Below are 17013 nucleotides of genomic sequence, written 5' to 3'. Positions count from 1 at the left end.
GCGCTCCACCTTTCAACGAGCTTCAGGATCAAGCCACGCCACTTCGGGGCGGGCGACGCGAGCGGGCAGCCGGCGGCGGCGTGGACAGCCGTTCATCCACGGCGAAGTCCGCCGAGGGCTCTATCAACTGGTTGCCCCAGGACGCCACCAGCTGCTGCACGGTCTCGGCCACGATGCGCGACGCGGGCGACAGCTTGCCCTGCCTGGGAAATCCCAAGGTGACGTGGCGAACCAGGTCCGGCTTGACCAGCCGGCTCACCTGCAGCTCGCCGCGCTCAAGCTCCGCCTTCAGCGAGTACGGCCCAAGCACCGAGTACAGCCCGGGCGTGTGGATGACGAGCTCCTTCTGCACGGTCAGGGAGTCCGCCTCCACCACGGCGTTCAACTTGAAGCCCAGGCTGCGCGCCGTCTCGTCCAGGGCGTGGCGCCAGTGGCCGGGACGGCGAGGCAGGACGAGCCGCAAGCCCGCCAGCCTTGCAAAGTCCACCGTGGGCTCGCTGGTGAGCGCGTCGCCCGGGGCCGACACCACGTAGGTGTGCGCCACGCACAGCAGCTTTTCCTCGCGCCCGCTCGGCCGCTGGAAGCGGAACAGGATGGCCAGGTCCACGGTGCCGCTGTCGAGCATGGCGTCCAGCTCCGTGCCCTGCGCCTCGCGGATGTTGAGCCGGATACCGGGATGCTCGGCCTGCAGCCGCTGGAACAGGCTCGTCATGAGCGGGTGGGCCGCCGTGGGCACGATGCCCAACTGCACTTCGCCGACCACTTTGCCGGCGTCCGCCCGCAGCTCGTCCATGAGCTGCTCGGTGTCCTGCAGCCAGTGGCGCAGCCGCTTGGCCGTGTACTCGCCGAACTCGGTCAAGGTCACGCCACGGCCGGTGCGCCGGAACAGCGGGCTGCCGCACTGGGCCTCGAAGTCGCTGACCTGGCGGCTGATGTGCGACTGCACCGTCTGCCGCCGTGCAGCCACCTTGCTGATGCTGCCGGCCTCGGCCACCTCCAGGAACAGCCGGACACTGGCGAGATTCATGGTTTACCCCTATGATCCATGCCTGATAAGGCAAATCTGAATCCTGTGAATTCTATCTAGGCGGAAATCAGGCCGGTTTCTACAGTCCGCTCCATACGCTGACAGCGCCCCTCCCACCCCGGCGCGAAACCCAGCGATCCACAAGAGGAGCCGCTTTTGAAACTCGCCAGCTTCACCCACCAAGGTCGCGCCGCTTACGGCGTGGTCCAGGGCGACCAGTACCTCGTTCCCGCAGCCGACTTCCTGAGCCGCTTTCCCGACCTGGCCTCGGTGCTGCGCGCCGGCGCGCTCGCTGAGCTGGAGGCCGCGGTGCGCAGCGGCGGCACGCCGGTGCCGACGCAGGCCGTACAGGCGCTGCCGGTGATCCCGGCGCCGGGCAAGATCTTTTGCGTGGGCCTGAACTACAAGACCCACGTGGCCGAGATGAAGCGCCCTGACGCCGACTACCCGGCCATCTTCGTGCGCTTCGCAGACAGCCTGATCGCCGCGGGCGACACGATGCTGCGCCCGCCCTTCTCCGAGCGCTTTGACTACGAGGGCGAGCTGGCCATCGTCATCGGCAAGGGCGGCCGCCACATCGCGCAGGCCGACGCCTTCAGCCACATCGCCGGCTACGCCTGCTTCAACGACGGCTCCGTGCGTGACTGGCAGCGCCACACGCACCAATGGACGCCGGGCAAGAACTTCCCCGGCACCGGCGCCTTCGGCCCGCACATGGTGACGGCCGATGAAGTTGCCGACGTCAACCAGCTCACGCTGCAGACGCGCCTGAACGGCGAAGTGGTGCAGCAGGCCTCGCTGTCGGACCTGATCTTCACCATTCCCGTGGTCATCGAATACCTCTCGCGCTTCACGCCGCTGTCCCCCGGCGACGTGATCGCCACCGGCACGCCCGGCGGCGTGGGCGACAAGCGCACCCCGCCGCTCTACATGAAGGACGGCGACGTGGTGGAGGTCGAGATCACCGGCCTGGGCACCCTCCGCAACCCCGTCGGCACGGCGGCCTGACGCAGCGTCCGCACTCCCGGATCATCACCATGGCAAACAAACCCCAACTGCGCATCGCCGTCGACATCGGCGGCACCTTCACCGACATGGCGGCCTTCGACGAGGCCAGCGGCAAGCTGCTCTTCGGCAAGGCCCTGTCCACGCACGGCGAGCTCGTCAAGGGCATCCAGGCCACCATAGACAGCGCCGACATCGACTGGCGCGACGGCCACCTGTTCCTGCACGGCTCGACCATCGCCATCAACACGCTGCTGGAGCGCAACGGCGCCAGGACCGCGCTGCTGATCACCGAGGGCTTCCGCGACATCTACGAGATCGGCCGCGTCAACCGCCCCGACGCCTACAACCTGTTCTTCAACAAGCACACGCCGCTGGTCAAGCGCTCGCTGCGCTTCGAGGTGGCCGAGCGGCTGCGTGCCGACGGCAGCACCCACAAGCCGCTGGACGAAGCCGCCGTGCGCGAGCTGGCCCGCGAGCTCAAGGGCGAGGGCGTGGAGGCCGTGGCCGTGCTGCTGCTGCACTCCTACCGCAACCCGGCTCACGAGCAGCGGGTGAAGCAGATCATCCAGGAGGAGATCCCCGGCGCCTTCGTGTGCGCCTCGCACGAGCTGTCGCAGGAGTACCGCGAGTTCGAGCGCGTCTCCACCGCGGTGGCCAACGCCTACGTCGGCCCGCGCGTGTCCGAGTACCTGGGCCAGTTGGAGAACCACCTGGGCAGCAAAGGGTTCGACGGCGACTTCTACATCGTGCAGTCCACCGGCGGCCTCTTCCCGGTGGAGCATGCCAAGGTCGGTTGCGTGCGCATGCTGGAGTCCGGCCCCGCGGCCGGCGTGATCGGCGCGCAGGCCATCTGCGCGCAGCTGGGCATGGGCGACGCCATCGCCTTCGACATGGGCGGCACGACGGCCAAGGCCGGCGTGATCAGCGAGGGGCGGCCGCTGACCACCGGCTCGGCGCTCATCGGCGGCTACGAGCGCGCGCTGCCCATCCAGATCCCGATGATGGATATCCACGAGGTCGGCACCGGCGGCGGCTCCATCGCCCGCGTCGAGACCGGCAATGCGCTGCGCGTGGGTCCGCAAAGCGCAGGCTCCATCCCCGGCCCCGTGGCCTACGGCCGCGGCGGCACCGAGCCCACCGTGACCGACGCCAACCTGCTGCTGGGCCGCCTGGACGCCGAGCACTTCCTGGGCGGCGAGCTCAAGCTCGACCTCGACGGCTGCCAGAAGCAGATGCGCGAGCGCATCGCCAAGCCGCTGGGCCTGGACCCGACGGAGGCCGCCGACGGCATCCTGCGCATCGCCGTGACGCAGATGTCGCACGCCGTGAAGGCCGTGACCACCGAGCGCGGCCTGGACGCCGGCAGCTTCACCATGGTGGTGTACGGCGGCGCCGGCCCGCTGCACGCCTCGGCCATTGCGCGCGAGATCGGCATCCGCAAGGTGCTCATTCCTTATGCGCCGGGCTACTTCTCGGCCTACGGCATGCTGTTCTCGGACCTGCGCTACGACTACGTGCGCTCGGTCTTCCGCAAGCTCAACGACGTCTCGTTCGACGAGATCGAGGCGGCCTACAAGAAGATGGAGGACGAAGGGCGTGCCGCGCTGGCGCAGTCCGGCGTCAAGCCTGACGGTGTCGTCATCGAGCGCGCGGCCGACATGCGCTACGTCGGCCAGGAGCACGCCGTGACGGTGGACCTGCCCATGGCCTTCTTCGAGTCCAAGGACCGCTCGGCCATCAAGCAGCAGTTCGACGAGCTGCACAAGGTGCGCTACGGCACCTCGGCGCCCAAGGAGCCGGCCGACCTGGTGAGCCTGCGCGTCACGGTGCTGGGCACCATGAAGAAGCCGCCCAAGCACAGCGTCGAGGCGGGCAGCGCCACGCCGGAGAAGAGCGCCATCCGTGCCGTCAAGCCGGTGTACTTCCGCTTGGGCGGCTGGGCCGACACGCCCGTCTACGTGCGCGACCACTTGCGCGCGGGCAACGTCATCGCCGGCCCGGCGCTGATCGAGGAGCACGCCTCCACCACGGTCGTGCAGCCCGGCGACGAGCTGCGCGTCGATGAGCTCGGCAACCTGCAAATCTCCATCGGGAGCGACCGCTGATGAGCACCGCCACCACCACGGGCACCAACACCATGGCCACCACCGCCGCCGCGACCGTCGATCCGGTCACCGTCGAGATCATCCGCAACGGCCTCTACGCCGTGACGGAGGAGATGAAGACCAACCTGACCCGCACGGCCTACAACCTCATCATCTACGAGGCCCTGGACTTCACGGTGGGCCTGTTCACCAAGGAGGGCGACACCGTCTCCATCGGCCTGGGCCTGCCCATGTTCATCCGCGGCATGTCGGAGACCGTCAAGGCCAAGATCCGCCACTTCGGCTACGACAACATCAAGCCCGGCGACATCCTGGTCACCAACGACGCCTACACCACCGGCAGCCACCTGAACCACTTCACGTTCACCATGCCGGTGTTCCATGAAGGCAAGCTGGAGGGCTTCACCTGCTGCATGGCGCACTGGCTGGACGTGGGCGGCACACTGGGCAACGTGACCACCGACATCTTCAGCGAGGGGATACAAATCCCCATCATGAAGTACCAGCGCGAGGGCGTGGTCAACCAGGACCTCATCGACATCATCGCGATGAACGTGCGCCTGGCCGAGCGCGCCCTGGGCGACCTGCGCGCGCAGATCACGGCCATCACCACTGGCGAGCGCCGCTACGTGGAGCTGCTGCAGCGCTACGGCGCGGATGCCGTCAATGGCTCGATCCGCCAGATCATGGACGCCTCCGAGGCGCTGGCACGCAAGAACACGCTGTCCATTCCCGACGGCACCTACGAGGCCGAGTCCTTCATGGACGACGACGGCCTGGACATCGGCAAGCGCATCCCCATCCGCGTGAAGGTCACCGTCCAGGGCGACGAAATGACGGTGGACCTCTCCGACGTGAGCAAGCAGGTTCGCGGCTTCTACAACTCGGGCTTCACGACCGGCATCGCCTGCGCGCAGGTGGCCTACAAGTGCCTGACCACGCCGACCGATTACCCGGTCAACGACGGCTCGTTCCGGCCGCTGAAGGTGGTCATGCCCATGGGCACCGTCATCAGCGCCGAGCGCCCCTACCCGATGCGGGTGTGGATGACCTTCCCGATGACGGTGATCGACACCATCTTCAAGGCGCTGGCGCCCGCCATCCCCGACCGCTCCATCGCCGGCCACCACGCCGACCTGGTGTTCCCCAACATCCACGGCATCTCGCCGGAAGACGGGCGCCTGTTCATCGTGGGCATCGGGCCTCTTGGCGGCGGCTGGGGTGCGAAGTCCAAGGAGGACGGCGTGTCGGTGACGGTGTGCATCAACGACGGCGACACCCACAACAGCCCCACCGAGCAGCTCGAAGCCAAGTACCCGGTGCTGGTGGAAAAGTACGAGATCCGCAAGGACAGCGGCGGCGCGGGCCAGTACCGCGGCGGCCTGGGCGCGGAGATGGTGGTGCAGGCGCTCTCGCCCTTCACCGTCACCACCCGCATCGATCGTGTGCACTGCAAGCCCTGGGGCCTGGAAGGCGGCGGCGACGCCATGGGCAACGGCCTGGCCGTGCGCCACAAGGGCGAGTGGAAGACCGACCACCCCAACGCCAAGATCTTCAACGTGCGCCTGGAGCGCGGCGACGCCTACAAGATGCTCTCGGGCGGCGGCGGCGGCTTCGGCAACCCGCTGGATCGCGAGCTCGACCAGGTGGCCGAGGACGTGCGCGAAGGCTACGTGAGCGAACAGGTGGCGCGCGAGGTCTACAAGGTGGTCCTCGATCCCAAGGGCAAGGTGGATGCCGACGCAACGCTCGCGCTGCGCAAGGCAGGCCCTGCCGGCGCCGGTGGCGCCGCCGACGACCTCGCCTGGGCCGGCCAGTGAGCACCGCCGTGGCCGACGACCTCGCGCACCGGGCCGACGCGCTGCTGGATCTCTGGAGCCGGCTCTCGGCCCACCACGTGGTGCTGGGCTCGGGCTGCGCCTGCGGCGTGGGCGGCGTGAGCCTGCGGCTGGAGGACTTCGAGCTCGACATCGTCGGCTACCTGGAGGACGCCGGCCTGCGCTGCGACGTGGCGGCGGTGGTCGCCTTCTTCCAGGCGCTGCAGGCGGCGCCGCAACCCTCGCAGCCGCTGCTGGCCCTGCTGCACGACATGCAGCAGGAGCGGCTGCCCGGCGAGGTGGCGGCCTGGCTGCTGCCGCGGCTGGAGCGCACGCTGCGCTCCTTTGCCGAGCTGCACGGCCCCAAGGGCCAGGGCTGAAGGCGATGAGCGGGCATTTCACTTCGCTGCTGGCCGCCGCGGCCCACGAGGAGAGCGGCGAGCGCGTGCCCGTCACGGTGCTCACCGGCTTCCTGGGCAGCGGCAAGACCACGCTGCTCAACCGGCTGCTCAAGCTGCCGGACCTGCAGGGCACGGCCGTCATCGTCAACGAGTTCGGCACGGTGGGCATCGACCAGGACCTCATCGCCCAGGCCAGCGACGACACCATCCTGCTGCCCAACGGCTGCCTGTGCTGCGCCCTGCGCGGCGACCTGGTCGAGGCGCTGACGCGTCTTTCCGAGCAGGACGAGATCGCGGGTGCACCGCTGCGGCAGGTGCTGATCGAGACCAGCGGCTTGGCCGACCCGGGCCCCATCCTGCGCACGCTCATGGGCGACCCCGCCGTGCGGCCGCGCTTCGCCGTGGCCGGCGTGGCCTGCACGGTGGATGCGGTGCTCGGCATGGGCACGCTGGACGCGCATCCCGAATCGGTGCAGCAGGTGGCAGTGGCCGATGCGCTGCTGCTGACCAAGCTGGACCTGCTCGACGGTCCGCCCGCGCCGGCGCTGCTGGAGCGGCTGCAGTCCCTCAACGCCAACGCCACCCTGCACCTTGACCGCGAACGGCTGCCCGTGGCCCTGCGCGACCTGATGCAACGCCAGGACGCCTTGTCGGCCGCTGCGGCGCAGGCGGATGCGCGGGCCGAGACGCCGTTCTACAGGCCTGTCAACCCGGCCATCCCGACTGACCAGGCGCCGCGGCACCGCGACGGCATTGCGTCGTTCGTGCTGGTGCGCGACGAACCGCTGCCGCGCGAGGCCTTCTTCGCCTGGATGGACCTGATCGTGGCCAGCCGCGGTGAGGACCTGCTGCGCGTCAAGGGCCTCGTGCACCTGGCGGAGCAGCCCGAGCAACCGCTCGTGATCCACGGCGTGCAGCACCTGTTCCATCCGCCCACGTCGCTGCCGGCCTGGCCCGGCACCGACCGGCGCACGCGCATCGTGTTCATCACGCGTGGCCTGGATGCCGAGGCGCTGGGGCAGACGCTGGACGTGCTCGTGCGGCGCCACATGAGGAACCGGCGCTCCGCACCCTGATTCCTAAAACCCCCAACAACCCGTAGGAGACAAGATGAGGCTGCAGAGTTTTCTCGCGGCAGGACTGGCCCTGCTCGTCGCGCCGGCCTGGGCCGAGGCACAGAAGTTCCCGGAGAGCGGCAAGACCATCCGCGTGGTCGTGCCCTTTGCCGCCGGTGGCGGCGTGGACAACGCGGCGCGCCTGCTCGGCGAGCAGTTGCGCAAGCAATTGGGCGTGACGGTGATCGTGGACAACCGCGCCGGCGCCAACGGCACCGTGGGCGGCAAGGCGGTGCAGATGGCGCCGGCCGACGGCTACACGCTGCTGTTCTCGGCCTCCACGCACGTGCTGGCCAAGCAGGTGATGAGCAATGCGCCCTATGACCCGCAAACCGACTTCGCGCCGGTGGCCCGCGTGGGCGAGGCGCCGCTGATGCTGGTGATCTCGCCGCAACTGCCGCAGGACAAGCTCGGCGACGTGCTGGCCGCCGCGAGACAGCAGCCCGAGAAGTGGATGGCGGCCATTCCCGCCGCCGGCGCGGCCAGCCACCTGGCCACGCTGCTGCTGGCCAAGCAGGGCAACGTCAAGTTCACCTACGTGCCCTACAAGGGCACGCAGCCGGCATTGGCCGACGTGGCCGGCGGCCACGTCAACCTGCAGTTCGACTCGATGATCTCGCTGCTGCCGCTGGCCAAGGCAGGCAAGGTCAAGCCGATTGCCATCAGCTCGATCAAACGCAGCGAGCTCGCGCCCGCCGTGCCCACGGTGCAGGAAGCCGGCGTGCCCAACTTCAACGTCGTCACCTGGTACGGCGTCTGGGCCCCCAAGGAAACGCCGGCCGAGCGCGTCGCCGCGCTCCATGCCGCGATCAACACCGCGGTGGGCGAGCTCGGCAAGTCCGGCGCCTTCGCCAAGCTCGGGGTCGAGCCCGTGACCGAAAGCATCGAGCAGTTCAAGCGCTACATCGCCAGCGACGTGGCGCAAAGCGCCGAGTTGCTCAAGGGAGCGGGCTTCAAGCCTGAATAAAGGAGACAAGGGACATGTTCAAGCAAACCATTTGGGCCGCGGGCCTGGGCGCGGCCTGCGTGGCCGCCATCGCGCAGTCGTCGGTCACCCTAGGCGGCACCATGGATGTGGGCGTGCGCCATGTGAAGAACGGGTCGCTGGGCTCCAACACCTCGGAAGTCAGCGGCAACAACACGACCAGCAAGCTCATCATTCGCGGCAACGAAGAGTTGGGCAACGGCCTGAGCGCCGGCTTTTACCTCGACGCCACCATCCTGGGCGATACCGGCCAGGCCGGCGCCGCCACGCCCGCAGGCCAACTGTGGGACCGGCGCTCCACGGTGAGCGTCGCGAGCAAGACCCTGGGCGAGCTGCGCCTGGGCCGCGACTGGGTGCCGACGCACCTTGTCTGGACCTCGCTGGACCCCTTCTCCACGCTGGGCATTGCCGGGGCCAACAGCTTCCGCAACTTCGCGGCCTCGCGGGCGCTGGGCCAGGCTTTTGGCGCCTTGCCCGACGCTCAGCAGGCCAACCCGACACTGCGGGTGAGCAATGCGATCGAGTATTTCCTGCCCGGCGGCCTGGGTGGCTTCTACGGCCAGTTGGTCGTCACGCTCGACGAGCGCGGCACCACGGCGGCGGGCTCCACCAAGGGCCGCGGCTTTCGCCTCGGCTGGGCCGGCAAGGGCCTGGACGTGGGCGCGGCCCAGTTCACGACCAGCAACGCCACCGGCGGCGAGAACTTCAAGGACCAGGTCTACGGCGCGGGCTACGACTTTGGCTTCGCGCGGCTGAGCCTGGCCCAGCGGCGCTGGGTGTTTGGGCCGGACCGCAGCGTCAACACGCTGCTGGCGGCGCAGATTCCTGCCGGCCCGGGCTTCGTCAAGCTGACCTACCTGCGCCTGGACCAAAAGGGCGCCACCGCCGCCCAAAGCGCCAACGACGCCCACCTGATAGGCGCGGGCTACGTCTACAACCTGTCCAAGCGCACGGCGCTGTATGCGCACGCCTCGCGCATCTCCAATGATGGCGCGGCGAGCTTCGCCGTGGCAGGTGGCCCGGCCGTCAGCGGCAACCCCGCGGCGGCCAACTACTTCGGTGGGCAGCGCTCCACGGCCTACGAGCTGGGCCTGCGCCACGACTTCTGACGCGGCTGCGCGGTCAGCTCAAGAGGTAGCTCAGGAGGCCGGTGCTGCCGTTTGGGCGTCGGCCTCTTCCTGGGCGTCCAGCCCCCAGGTCGCCCAATCCTCGCCAAACAGCTCAGCCGGGTGCGGCGAGCGCACGGAGCCGTTGCCGCAAGCCATGGCGTCGGACGGGCAGTACTTGTCGCAGCCCCAGCACACGCGGTGCGGGTTGGCGGGCGCTATCGGGAATTTCTTGGCCATGTCGGCATTGAAGCCCCCAGCGGCCCAGCCCGCCTTGAAGTAGTTCAAGCGCGGGCATACAAGCACCGGGCCGCGCAACGCCTTCAGTCCCCTGCCGCGCCGGCGCTGTCGTCCAGGCAGCGCCGCACCTCCGCGTACAGCCCCTCGCTCTGGAAGGGTTTGCGCAGCAGCCGCACGCCGGGCACGGCCGTCCACAGCAGCTCGCGCTCGGCGTGGCCGCTCACGAAGACGATGGGCAGCTCCGGCTGCAGCGCGCGCAGCCGCCGCGCGACCTCTATGCCGCTCATGCCGGGCAGCCCAAGGTCCAGCAGCACCACTTGCGGATTGAAATCCGCGTAGGCCGTGAGCGCCGCGCCGCCCTCGGCCGCACTCAGCACCTCGTAGCCGTTGCCGCGCAGCAGCTCGGCCATGGTGCGGCGGATGTCGGGCTCGTCGTCCACCACCAGGATTCGCTCGCCCCGCCCGGCCAGGTTCAGCGGCATCTCCCGCTCGGCCAGCGCGCCCAACGCCGCCCCGCTGCCCGCGGCCAGCCACAGCGACACCTGCGTGCCCTGCCCCGGCTCGCTGGCAAGGCGCGCCCCGCCGCGCGACAGCCGCGCCACGTTGGCCACCTGCGCCAGCCCAAGGCCCGTGCCCCGCCCAACGGGCTTGGTGGTGAAGAACGGGTCGAAGGCCTTGGCCAGCACCTCCGCGGGCATGCCCACACCGGTGTCGGCCACCGTGATGACGACGTAGGCGCCGGCCGGGAGATCGCCATCGGCCTCGCCCAGCTCGCGCGCGCGGGCGTCGATGTGGATGCTGCCGCCCGCGGGCATCGCGTCCTTGGCGTTGAGCACCAGGTTCAGCAGCGCCAGCTCCAACTGGTTGGCATCGGTCACGGCAACCAGCTCGCCACCCTCCTGCACGGCGATGTCCAGCGCGATGGCGCTCTCCACCGCCTGCCTGAGCCAGTCGCGCATGCCCAGCAGCAGCGTGCGCACGTCGGTGGGGCCGGTCACGAGGTCGTTGCTGCGCGAAAACGCCAGCAGCCGCAGCGTGAGCTGCTTGCCGCGCTCGGCGGCGGCCAGCGCCTTGTCCAGCAGCGCGCTGATCTTGGCGTCGCCCGCCATGCGCTGCACCAGGTGGATGTAGCCCACCATGGACGCCAGGATGTTGTTGAAGTCGTGCGCCATGGTGCCGGTGAGCTGGCCAATGGCTTCCATCTTCTGCGACTGCACCAGCACGGCCTCGGCGCGTTCGCGCTGCGCGATCTGCTCCAGCAGCCGCACGTTGGCCTGGTGCAGCGCGCGGGTGCGCTCCTCGATGCGGCGCTCCAGCGTCTCGTTGAGCTGGCGCGTGCTGCTTTCGGCGTCATGCAGCCGCAGCAGCGCCCGCACGGCCGCGACCAGCTCGTCCGGGTCTATGGGCTGTATCAGGTAGGAGTCGGCACCGCCTTCCAGGCCCCGCGCGCGGTCCGCGGCGCTGGTGAAGGTGGCCGAGGTCTGCAGCACCATGGTCGTCGGCCAGCGCTGCTTGATCTGGCGGCACACCTCGATGCCGTCGATGTCCGGCAGCCTCACGTCCAGCAGCACCAGCGCCGGGCGCCGTGCCTCCATCTGCGCCAGCGCGTCGCGGCCGCTGACGGCGTCGGCCACGTCAAAGCCCGCATGGCGCAGGCTGCGGCTCTTGGCGTAGCGCGCGGCCTCGGTGTCGTCGACGTTGAGGATGGTGGCCCGTGCGTTGCCGCCCACGGAGGCGGCAGGGCTGCTGTTGGCGGTCATGCGGTCCTCCTGCCTTGACTGACGATGTCCTGGATGAGCGTGGTCAGCCCTTCGCGCGAGACATCGTGCTTGGGAACGATGGCGTAGGCCGCGGCCAGCGCGCGCTTCTGGTCCAGCGACAGCGACTGCGAAGTGCACACCACCACCGGCGTTGCGCGCAAGTGCTCGTCGCCGGCCAGGGCTTGCAGCACGCCGAAGCCGTCCAGCCTGGGCATGTGAAGGTCCAGGATCACCAGGTCGGGGCGGCTGTCGCGCACCAGTTGCAACCCCACCTCACCGTCGCCCGCCTCCAGCACGCGCAGACCCGCGTCCTGCGCGATGTGGCGGATGACGTACCGGAATGCTTCTTCGTCATCGATCACCACCAGCTGCGCAGCATCCGGCGTGCCCTGCCCCTGCGAAGAGGTGGCGGCAAACTGCCCGTAGCGCACGGGCAGGAACAGCTCGAAGGCGGAGCCCGCGCCCACGGCGCTCTCCAGCAGCGTCACGTCCCCGCCCATGAGCTGCGCCAGGCGGCGCGACAGCGGCAGCCCCAAGCCCGTGCCGCCGCGCTGCAGCACGCCCTCGACCTGCTTGAACTCCTCGAACACGTACTGCTGGTGCTGCGGCGCGATGCCTATGCCCGTGTCCCGCACCGTGAACACCATGCGCGCGGCCGTGGCGTCGTGCCGCACGGCCACGCGCACCTGGCCCTGCTGCGTGAATTTCAGGGCGTTGGAGATCAGGTTGCGCAGCACCTGCGCGACCTTGGCCTCGTCGGCATGCAGCACCGGCAGGCCGGCCGGGTCGTCGAAGAACAGGTCCACCGCCGGGTTGACCAGCAGCGGCTTGAGCGAGCCGCGCAGCCCGGCAAACAGCGCGTCCACGGTGAAGTCGGCGGCGCGGATGTCGAGCTTGCCGGCCTCGACCTTGGCCAGGTCCAGCAGGTCGTTGACCATGTCCAGCAGCCCCTGGGCCGAGCGGCGGATGTACTCCACCTGGCGCTGCTGCTCGCTGTTGAGCTCGCCGTCCACGCCGTCCGTCAGCAGCCTTGAGAGCGCCAGGATGGAGTTCAGCGGCGTGCGGAACTCGTGGCTCATGTGCGAGAGAAAGCGCGACTTCATGTCGCTGGCGCTGCGCAACTGCTCGGCCTTCTGGTCCAGCTCCGAATACAGCGCCACCACGCCGCGGTTGGTCTCCTCCAGCTCGCGGTTGAGGCGCTGCGTCTCGACCTGGCGCTCCTGCAGGTCCGTGAGGCTCTCGATCAGCTCCTGGTTCTGCTCGTGCAGCACCACCAGCGGGTCCGCGCGCGCACCGCCCAGGCCCGCGCCTATGGACTGCAGCGCCGCCGCCGTGAGCCGCGCCCCGGCCGCGCGCGGAATGCGCTGCCACAGCCGCACCGTGGTGCCCGCGGGCGTGGACTCGATCTCGAAGCGATCCACCAGCCGCCGCGCGCTGGGCAACCCCGTGCCGCGGCCCGGGGCGAAGCTGCGGGCACCGGAGAGCAGCGCCTCCAGGTCGTCGATGCCGCGGCCCTGGTCCGACACCGTCACGCACAGGTGCTGCGGCTGCGCCGGGGCGTCCACGGCGTACTCCACCTCGCCGCCGCCGGCGTGGGCGAAGGCGTTGCGCGCGATCTCGGAGACGGCGGTGGCGATGCGCGTCTGCGCCTGGCGGTCCAGCCCGAGCCGCTCGGCCACGCGGTGCGCTCCCTGGCGCGCCAGCACCACGTCGGCGGCGGCGGCCACGGACAGCCGCGCCAGCGTTCGGTTCATGGCAGGGCTCCCTTCACGACGGGCATGCGCGCCAGCACCGCCGTCGCGTCGTCGCGCCCGCGCGCGAAGTCGCGGTAGAGCACGGCGGCTCCCAGCAGCGGGTGCATGCGGGCCAGGCCGGGGTAGGCGTCCAGCGACCAGCCGCTGGACAGGCCGTCCGAATGCATGACCAGCACGCCGCCCGGCGCGCAGGGGTAATCAAACGCCTGGATTTTTCGCGCGTTGTGTCCGGCCGTGCCGTTGTGCGAGACCATGCGCCGCGCGGCGCCCCCGGGGACGACGACGCTGGCGGCGATGTTGCCCAGCCCGGCGAAGGCCACCGTGCCGCTGGCCGGGTCCATGCGCGCCACGGCCACGGCGCCGCCGCGCGTGTGGCGCAGCGCCTGGTGCACGGCCTGGATGATCTGCGCGGGCGGCTCGTGGCGGCTGCGCTGGAACTGCGCCACGGCCTCGTTGGCGGCCACGGCCGCCTCGGTGCCGTGGCCCAGGCCATCGACCATGAACACGATGCGGCAGCCGTCGGCCGCATCGTGCGCGGCCCAGGCGTCGCCGCAGGCCTGCTCACCGGGCTTGGCGATGCACACGCCGCCCACGGCATCCTCCTGCCGCGGCTCGCAGGCGCTTTCCCCCTTGCGCGAAAGGCAGGCCATCACCACCGTGCCCTTGGCCGGCCAGGAGGCGACGTGAAATGCCTGGGCCAGCCGGCGCACGGCACCCAGGCCGTTGCCGGCGGTGCCGGCGGAGGAATAGCCGTCGGCCAGGCAGCGCGGCACGTCGGCCATGCCCGGGCCCTTGTCCAGGGCCAGGAGGTCGATGTGGTCGCTGCCGCAGCCCACCAGCAGCCGCCCGCCGCCGCCGTGCTTGATGAGGTTGGTGCCCAGCTCCGTGGCGACGATGGCCAGTTGCCCGGCACGCACCTCGTCGAAACCCAGCGCCGCGCCGGCGGCCACGGCACGCCGGCGCGCCTCGGCCACCGCGCTGGAGTCGTTGACCATCACTTCGAACATGCAATCCGCCTTTTGCGCCTTGTGCGCCTTTGTGCGCGTCGGCTTACTTGAAGCGCGCGATGGTCACGCGCGTGCCCTGGCCGGGCGTGGATTCGATGGCGAACTCGCTGGACAGCCGCTTGGCCCCGCCCAGCCCCAGCCCCAGGCCGCCGCCGGTGGTGAACCCGTCGCGCAGCGCGGCGTTGATGTCGGGGATGCCCTGGCCCTGGTCCTCGAAGCACAGCCGCACGCCGCGCCGCGGGACCGTGACGAGCTCCACGCTCACCGCGCCGCCGCCGCCGTAGTCCAGCGTGTTGCGCGCGAGCTCGCTGGCGGCGGTGACGATCTTGGTCTGGTCCACCAGGCTCAGCCCCGCCTCCACGGCGAGCGCGCGCACGCGCTGGCGCACCCTCACCACGTCCTCGGAGCTTCGGATGTCGAGGCGGTCAGTCACTGCCGTCATCATCTTCGTCGCCGGCACCGCGCCAGGCGTGGCGGGCGGACGTGGCGATCAGCGCCAGCCCCTTGTCCACGTTGAGCGCGGTCTTCACGCCGTGCAGGGACAGGCCCAGCTCCACCAGCGTGATGGCCACGGCCGGGCGCATGCCCACCACCACCGTGTCCGCATCCAGGATGCGCGACACCGAGGCGATGTTGTCCAGCATGCGGCCCATGAAGCTGTCCACGATCTCCAGCGCCGAGATGTCTATGAGCACGCCGCGCGCGCCCACGGCGACGATGCGCTGGGTGAGGTCCTCCTCCAGCGCGGAGGCCAGCTCGTCGTGCATGTCCACCTGGATGGTGACCAGCAGCACGTTGCCGAGCTTCAGTATTGGAATGCGCTCCATGGGCTCAGCCCTGGTGGGCATTGAAGCCGGCCGGGACGTCCGCCGCGCGCCGCTTGGCCACCGTGCGGCCCTGGCGCGAGAGCGCCAGCGCGAAGGCGTCGGCCAGCGTGGCCTTGGACACCACGTCCAGCTCCACGCCCAGGTGCACCATGGTCTGCGCGATCTGCGGCCGTATGCCGCTGATGATGCAGTCGGCCCCCATGAGCCGCGCCGCGGCCACCGTCTTGAGCAGGTGCTGCGCGGTGAGCGTGTCCACCGTGGGCACGCCGGTGATGTCGATGATGGCGATGCCCGCGCTTTGCTGGACGATGGACTCCAGCAGGTTCTCCATCACCACCTGCGTGCGCTGGCTGTCCAGCGTGCCGATGAGCGGCAGCGCCAGGATGCCGTCCCACAGCTTGATCACGGGCGTGGAGAGCTCGGCGATCTCCTGCTGCTGGCGCACGATCAGCTCCTCGCGCGTCTTCTGGTAGCCCTCCATGGTGTAGAGGCCCAGCTTGTCCAGCAGCAGCCCCAGGCTCCAATTGGCCTGCAGCGTGGCCTGCGCGTCGGCGCCGCCGTGGCGCGTGAACACGTCGAACAGCGGCTGCTTGAGCGAGAAGATGAAGAGGGTGGTCTCGCGCGGGGAAAAGCCCTGCGTGGCCCGCGAGGCCGAGATGTCGGCCAGCAGGTCGCGCACCGCGGCGAAGGCGGAAGAGTCGATGTCGTGTGTGCCGCCGCTCAACGCATCGCGCAGCAACCGCAGGAACTGGCTGCATTGCGTCTGCAACTCACCTTCGCGTATGCGGCCGCTTTGCAACGCCCCGTCCTCCTTGAGCTGCTGCAGCCACTGCTGCAGCACCTCGGCTTCGTGGGCATTGAGCAGTTGTGTGGTGACCTGCGTGCCGGCCTGTGCCATGGGTGAACCTCTCCTCTAGGGTTATCAAGGACATGATAGGGGGATTGGCGTCCCTCCCCAGGGGGATTGCATGCGTTGGAGACACACCGGGATTCAGCAGGGCCTAAGGGTTGCTCCCTAAATTGGACCACGCTGACGCCTTGCCGCCGCACCGGCGGCGCCTCCGGCGCAATCACCACCAGGAGACCTTTTCATGAATGCAGAGGAAAAACTTCGCGTCGCGCGTCTGGTCACGCGGCTGGCCCGCCAGGCCGAGGCGCCGCAGGACGAGGACGCCGCCCTGGAGCTGGCTGCGCTGCTGAAGGTGCGCCCCGACGCGCCCTACCTGCTGATGCAGCGCACCCTCATGCTGGAGCTCGCGCTGGAGCGCGCCCAGGCCGAGCTGGAACAACTGCGCCAGGCCCGCTCACAAGCGCAGGACCCAGCCCAGCCGCACAACCCCTACCAGGCCAGTGCGGGCTACGAGCCCTCGCAGCCCGTGCCTTCCGCGGTCCAGGCGCCGCAGCGCCCGTCCGCGGCGCCATCCGGCGGCTGGCAGCCCGGGGTGAATACCGGGCCGGCCCTGGGCAATCTCCCGGGTTACGGCCAGGGCGTATCCACCAGCGCCGCACCTTCTGCCGCGGGCGGTTTCCTGCGCAACGCCGCGGCCGTGGGTGCCGGCGTGTTGGGCGGCAGCCTGCTCTTTCACGGGCTGGACTCGCTGTTCCACAGCCACGGTGGCGGCCAGGCCTCCAACGGCCTGCTGGACCAGGGCGGCAGCGCCGGGCTGCTGTCCGGCGACATGCAGGCGCCGCTGGACGCCATCAGCGGCAACGACTTCCTGGACCCGGCCAACGATCCGCTCGCCAGCGGCGGCTCCCTGCTCGGCGGCGACATGCTGGGCGACGGGGGCGAATTCGATGACGGCGGCGACGACTGGGCCTGAGGCCCGCCGGGCACACTTGCGGCCGTGGTTTGCTCAAG

16 protein-coding genes are annotated in these 17013 nt (G+C 69.9%); 8 read left to right on the top strand and 8 right to left on the bottom strand.

Annotated elements, in window-relative coordinates:
• Window positions 1-28: 28 nt before the first annotated feature.
• Entirely contained in the window at window positions 29-1027 is a 999-nt protein-coding gene (locus ALA01S_RS05530; protein WP_084267249.1) for a LysR family transcriptional regulator, read from the bottom strand.
• A gap of 156 nt (window positions 1028-1183) precedes the next feature.
• Here ALA01S_RS05530 and ALA01S_RS05525 point away from each other — a divergent pair, with 156 nt between their 5' ends.
• The 7 genes from ALA01S_RS05525 to ALA01S_RS05495 are packed head-to-tail and all read left to right on the top strand — an operon-like array spanning window position 1184 to window position 9567.
• Entirely contained in the window at window positions 1184-2035 is an 852-nt protein-coding gene (locus ALA01S_RS05525; protein WP_066333195.1) for a fumarylacetoacetate hydrolase family protein, read from the top strand.
• A gap of 29 nt (window positions 2036-2064) precedes the next feature.
• Complete coding sequence (locus ALA01S_RS05520) at window positions 2065-4140, top strand: hydantoinase/oxoprolinase family protein (protein WP_066333192.1); 2076 nt, start codon at window positions 2065-2067, stop codon at window positions 4138-4140.
• Window positions 4141-4172: 32 nt separating this feature from the next.
• Entirely contained in the window at window positions 4173-5960 is a 1788-nt protein-coding gene (locus ALA01S_RS05515; protein WP_157118783.1) for a hydantoinase B/oxoprolinase family protein, read from the top strand.
• Window positions 5961-5968: 8 nt separating this feature from the next.
• Entirely contained in the window at window positions 5969-6337 is a 369-nt protein-coding gene (locus ALA01S_RS05510; RefSeq protein ID WP_066333264.1) for a hypothetical protein, read from the top strand.
• A gap of 5 nt (window positions 6338-6342) precedes the next feature.
• On the top strand, window positions 6343-7434 hold the full coding sequence (locus tag ALA01S_RS05505) for a CobW family GTP-binding protein (protein WP_066333180.1): 1092 nt from the start codon (window positions 6343-6345) through the stop codon (window positions 7432-7434).
• A 34-nt stretch (window positions 7435-7468) separates the two neighbouring features.
• Window positions 7469-8440 (top strand): Bug family tripartite tricarboxylate transporter substrate binding protein, encoded by a 972-nt coding sequence (locus ALA01S_RS05500; protein WP_066333178.1) that lies wholly within the window; start codon window positions 7469-7471, stop codon window positions 8438-8440.
• A gap of 14 nt (window positions 8441-8454) precedes the next feature.
• A complete protein-coding gene (locus ALA01S_RS05495) occupies window positions 8455-9567 on the top strand; it encodes a porin (protein ID WP_066333175.1) in 1113 nt (370 codons plus the stop codon).
• A 30-nt stretch (window positions 9568-9597) separates the two neighbouring features.
• Here ALA01S_RS05495 and ALA01S_RS05490 read toward each other — a convergent pair whose 3' ends face one another.
• From ALA01S_RS05490 to ALA01S_RS05460, 7 genes are all read right to left on the bottom strand, one after another.
• Window positions 9598-9804: a DUF3079 domain-containing protein gene (locus ALA01S_RS05490; protein WP_066333262.1), complete on the bottom strand. Its 207-nt coding sequence runs from the start codon at window positions 9802-9804 to the stop codon at window positions 9598-9600.
• 83 nt (window positions 9805-9887) lie between these two features.
• The gene (locus ALA01S_RS05485; RefSeq protein ID WP_066333172.1) at window positions 9888-11564 is read right to left on the bottom strand and encodes a response regulator; all 1677 of its coding nucleotides are present in this window, start codon (window positions 11562-11564) and stop codon (window positions 9888-9890) included.
• Window positions 11561-13318: an ATP-binding protein gene (locus tag ALA01S_RS05480; RefSeq protein WP_066333169.1), complete on the bottom strand. Its 1758-nt coding sequence runs from the start codon at window positions 13316-13318 to the stop codon at window positions 11561-11563. Before ALA01S_RS05480 ends, ALA01S_RS05485 begins: the two co-directional genes overlap by 4 nt.
• On the bottom strand, window positions 13315-14325 hold the full coding sequence (locus ALA01S_RS05475) for a SpoIIE family protein phosphatase (protein ID WP_066333166.1): 1011 nt from the start codon (window positions 14323-14325) through the stop codon (window positions 13315-13317). The genes ALA01S_RS05480 and ALA01S_RS05475 overlap by 4 nt, the downstream gene beginning before the upstream one ends.
• A gap of 43 nt (window positions 14326-14368) precedes the next feature.
• Window positions 14369-14767 (bottom strand): ATP-binding protein, encoded by a 399-nt coding sequence (locus ALA01S_RS05470; protein WP_084267248.1) that lies wholly within the window; start codon window positions 14765-14767, stop codon window positions 14369-14371.
• Complete coding sequence (locus tag ALA01S_RS05465) at window positions 14751-15152, bottom strand: STAS domain-containing protein (protein ID WP_066333160.1); 402 nt, start codon at window positions 15150-15152, stop codon at window positions 14751-14753. Before ALA01S_RS05465 ends, ALA01S_RS05470 begins: the two co-directional genes overlap by 17 nt.
• Window positions 15153-15156: 4 nt before the next feature.
• The gene (locus ALA01S_RS05460) at window positions 15157-16050 is read right to left on the bottom strand and encodes an STAS domain-containing protein (RefSeq protein WP_066333155.1); all 894 of its coding nucleotides are present in this window, start codon (window positions 16048-16050) and stop codon (window positions 15157-15159) included.
• Window positions 16051-16243: 193 nt separating this feature from the next.
• On the opposite strand from ALA01S_RS05460, the gene ALA01S_RS05455 reads away from it, so the two are divergent.
• Window positions 16244-16975 carry a DUF2076 family protein gene (locus tag ALA01S_RS05455; protein ID WP_066333153.1) on the top strand — a complete coding sequence of 244 codons (732 nt, stop codon included), beginning with the start codon at window positions 16244-16246 and terminating at the stop codon, window positions 16973-16975.
• Window positions 16976-17013: the final 38 nt, after the last annotated feature.

This window comes from Azohydromonas lata NBRC 102462, assembly GCF_001571085.1.
GTDB classification, from domain to species: Bacteria; Pseudomonadota; Gammaproteobacteria; order Burkholderiales; family Burkholderiaceae_C; genus Azohydromonas; species Azohydromonas lata.
This window is presented reverse-complemented; position numbering and strand designations above follow the sequence as displayed.

Bases quoted from the DNA above. Each gene is read 5' to 3' on its own strand.
- ALA01S_RS05465 (WP_066333160.1), bottom strand. From the start codon at position 15,152: ATGGAGCGCATTCCAATACTGAAGCTCGGCAACGTGCTGCTGGTCACC.
- ALA01S_RS05515 (WP_157118783.1), top strand. From the start codon at position 4,173: ATGGCCACCACCGCCGCCGCGACCGTCGATCCGGTCACCGTCGAGATC.
- ALA01S_RS05485 (WP_066333172.1), bottom strand. From the start codon at position 11,564: ATGACCGCCAACAGCAGCCCTGCCGCCTCCGTGGGCGGCAACGCACGG.
- ALA01S_RS05480 (WP_066333169.1), bottom strand. From the start codon at position 13,318: ATGAACCGAACGCTGGCGCGGCTGTCCGTGGCCGCCGCCGCCGACGTG.
- ALA01S_RS05505 (WP_066333180.1), top strand. From the start codon at position 6,343: ATGAGCGGGCATTTCACTTCGCTGCTGGCCGCCGCGGCCCACGAGGAG.
- ALA01S_RS05495 (WP_066333175.1), top strand. From the start codon at position 8,455: ATGTTCAAGCAAACCATTTGGGCCGCGGGCCTGGGCGCGGCCTGCGTG.
- ALA01S_RS05470 (WP_084267248.1), bottom strand. From the start codon at position 14,767: ATGACGGCAGTGACTGACCGCCTCGACATCCGAAGCTCCGAGGACGTG.
- ALA01S_RS05455 (WP_066333153.1), top strand. From the start codon at position 16,244: ATGAATGCAGAGGAAAAACTTCGCGTCGCGCGTCTGGTCACGCGGCTG.
- ALA01S_RS05500 (WP_066333178.1), top strand. From the start codon at position 7,469: ATGAGGCTGCAGAGTTTTCTCGCGGCAGGACTGGCCCTGCTCGTCGCG.
- ALA01S_RS05475 (WP_066333166.1), bottom strand. From the start codon at position 14,325: ATGTTCGAAGTGATGGTCAACGACTCCAGCGCGGTGGCCGAGGCGCGC.
- ALA01S_RS05520 (WP_066333192.1), top strand. From the start codon at position 2,065: ATGGCAAACAAACCCCAACTGCGCATCGCCGTCGACATCGGCGGCACC.
- ALA01S_RS05490 (WP_066333262.1), bottom strand. From the start codon at position 9,804: ATGGCCAAGAAATTCCCGATAGCGCCCGCCAACCCGCACCGCGTGTGC.
- ALA01S_RS05530 (WP_084267249.1), bottom strand. From the start codon at position 1,027: ATGAATCTCGCCAGTGTCCGGCTGTTCCTGGAGGTGGCCGAGGCCGGC.
- ALA01S_RS05460 (WP_066333155.1), bottom strand. From the start codon at position 16,050: ATGGCACAGGCCGGCACGCAGGTCACCACACAACTGCTCAATGCCCAC.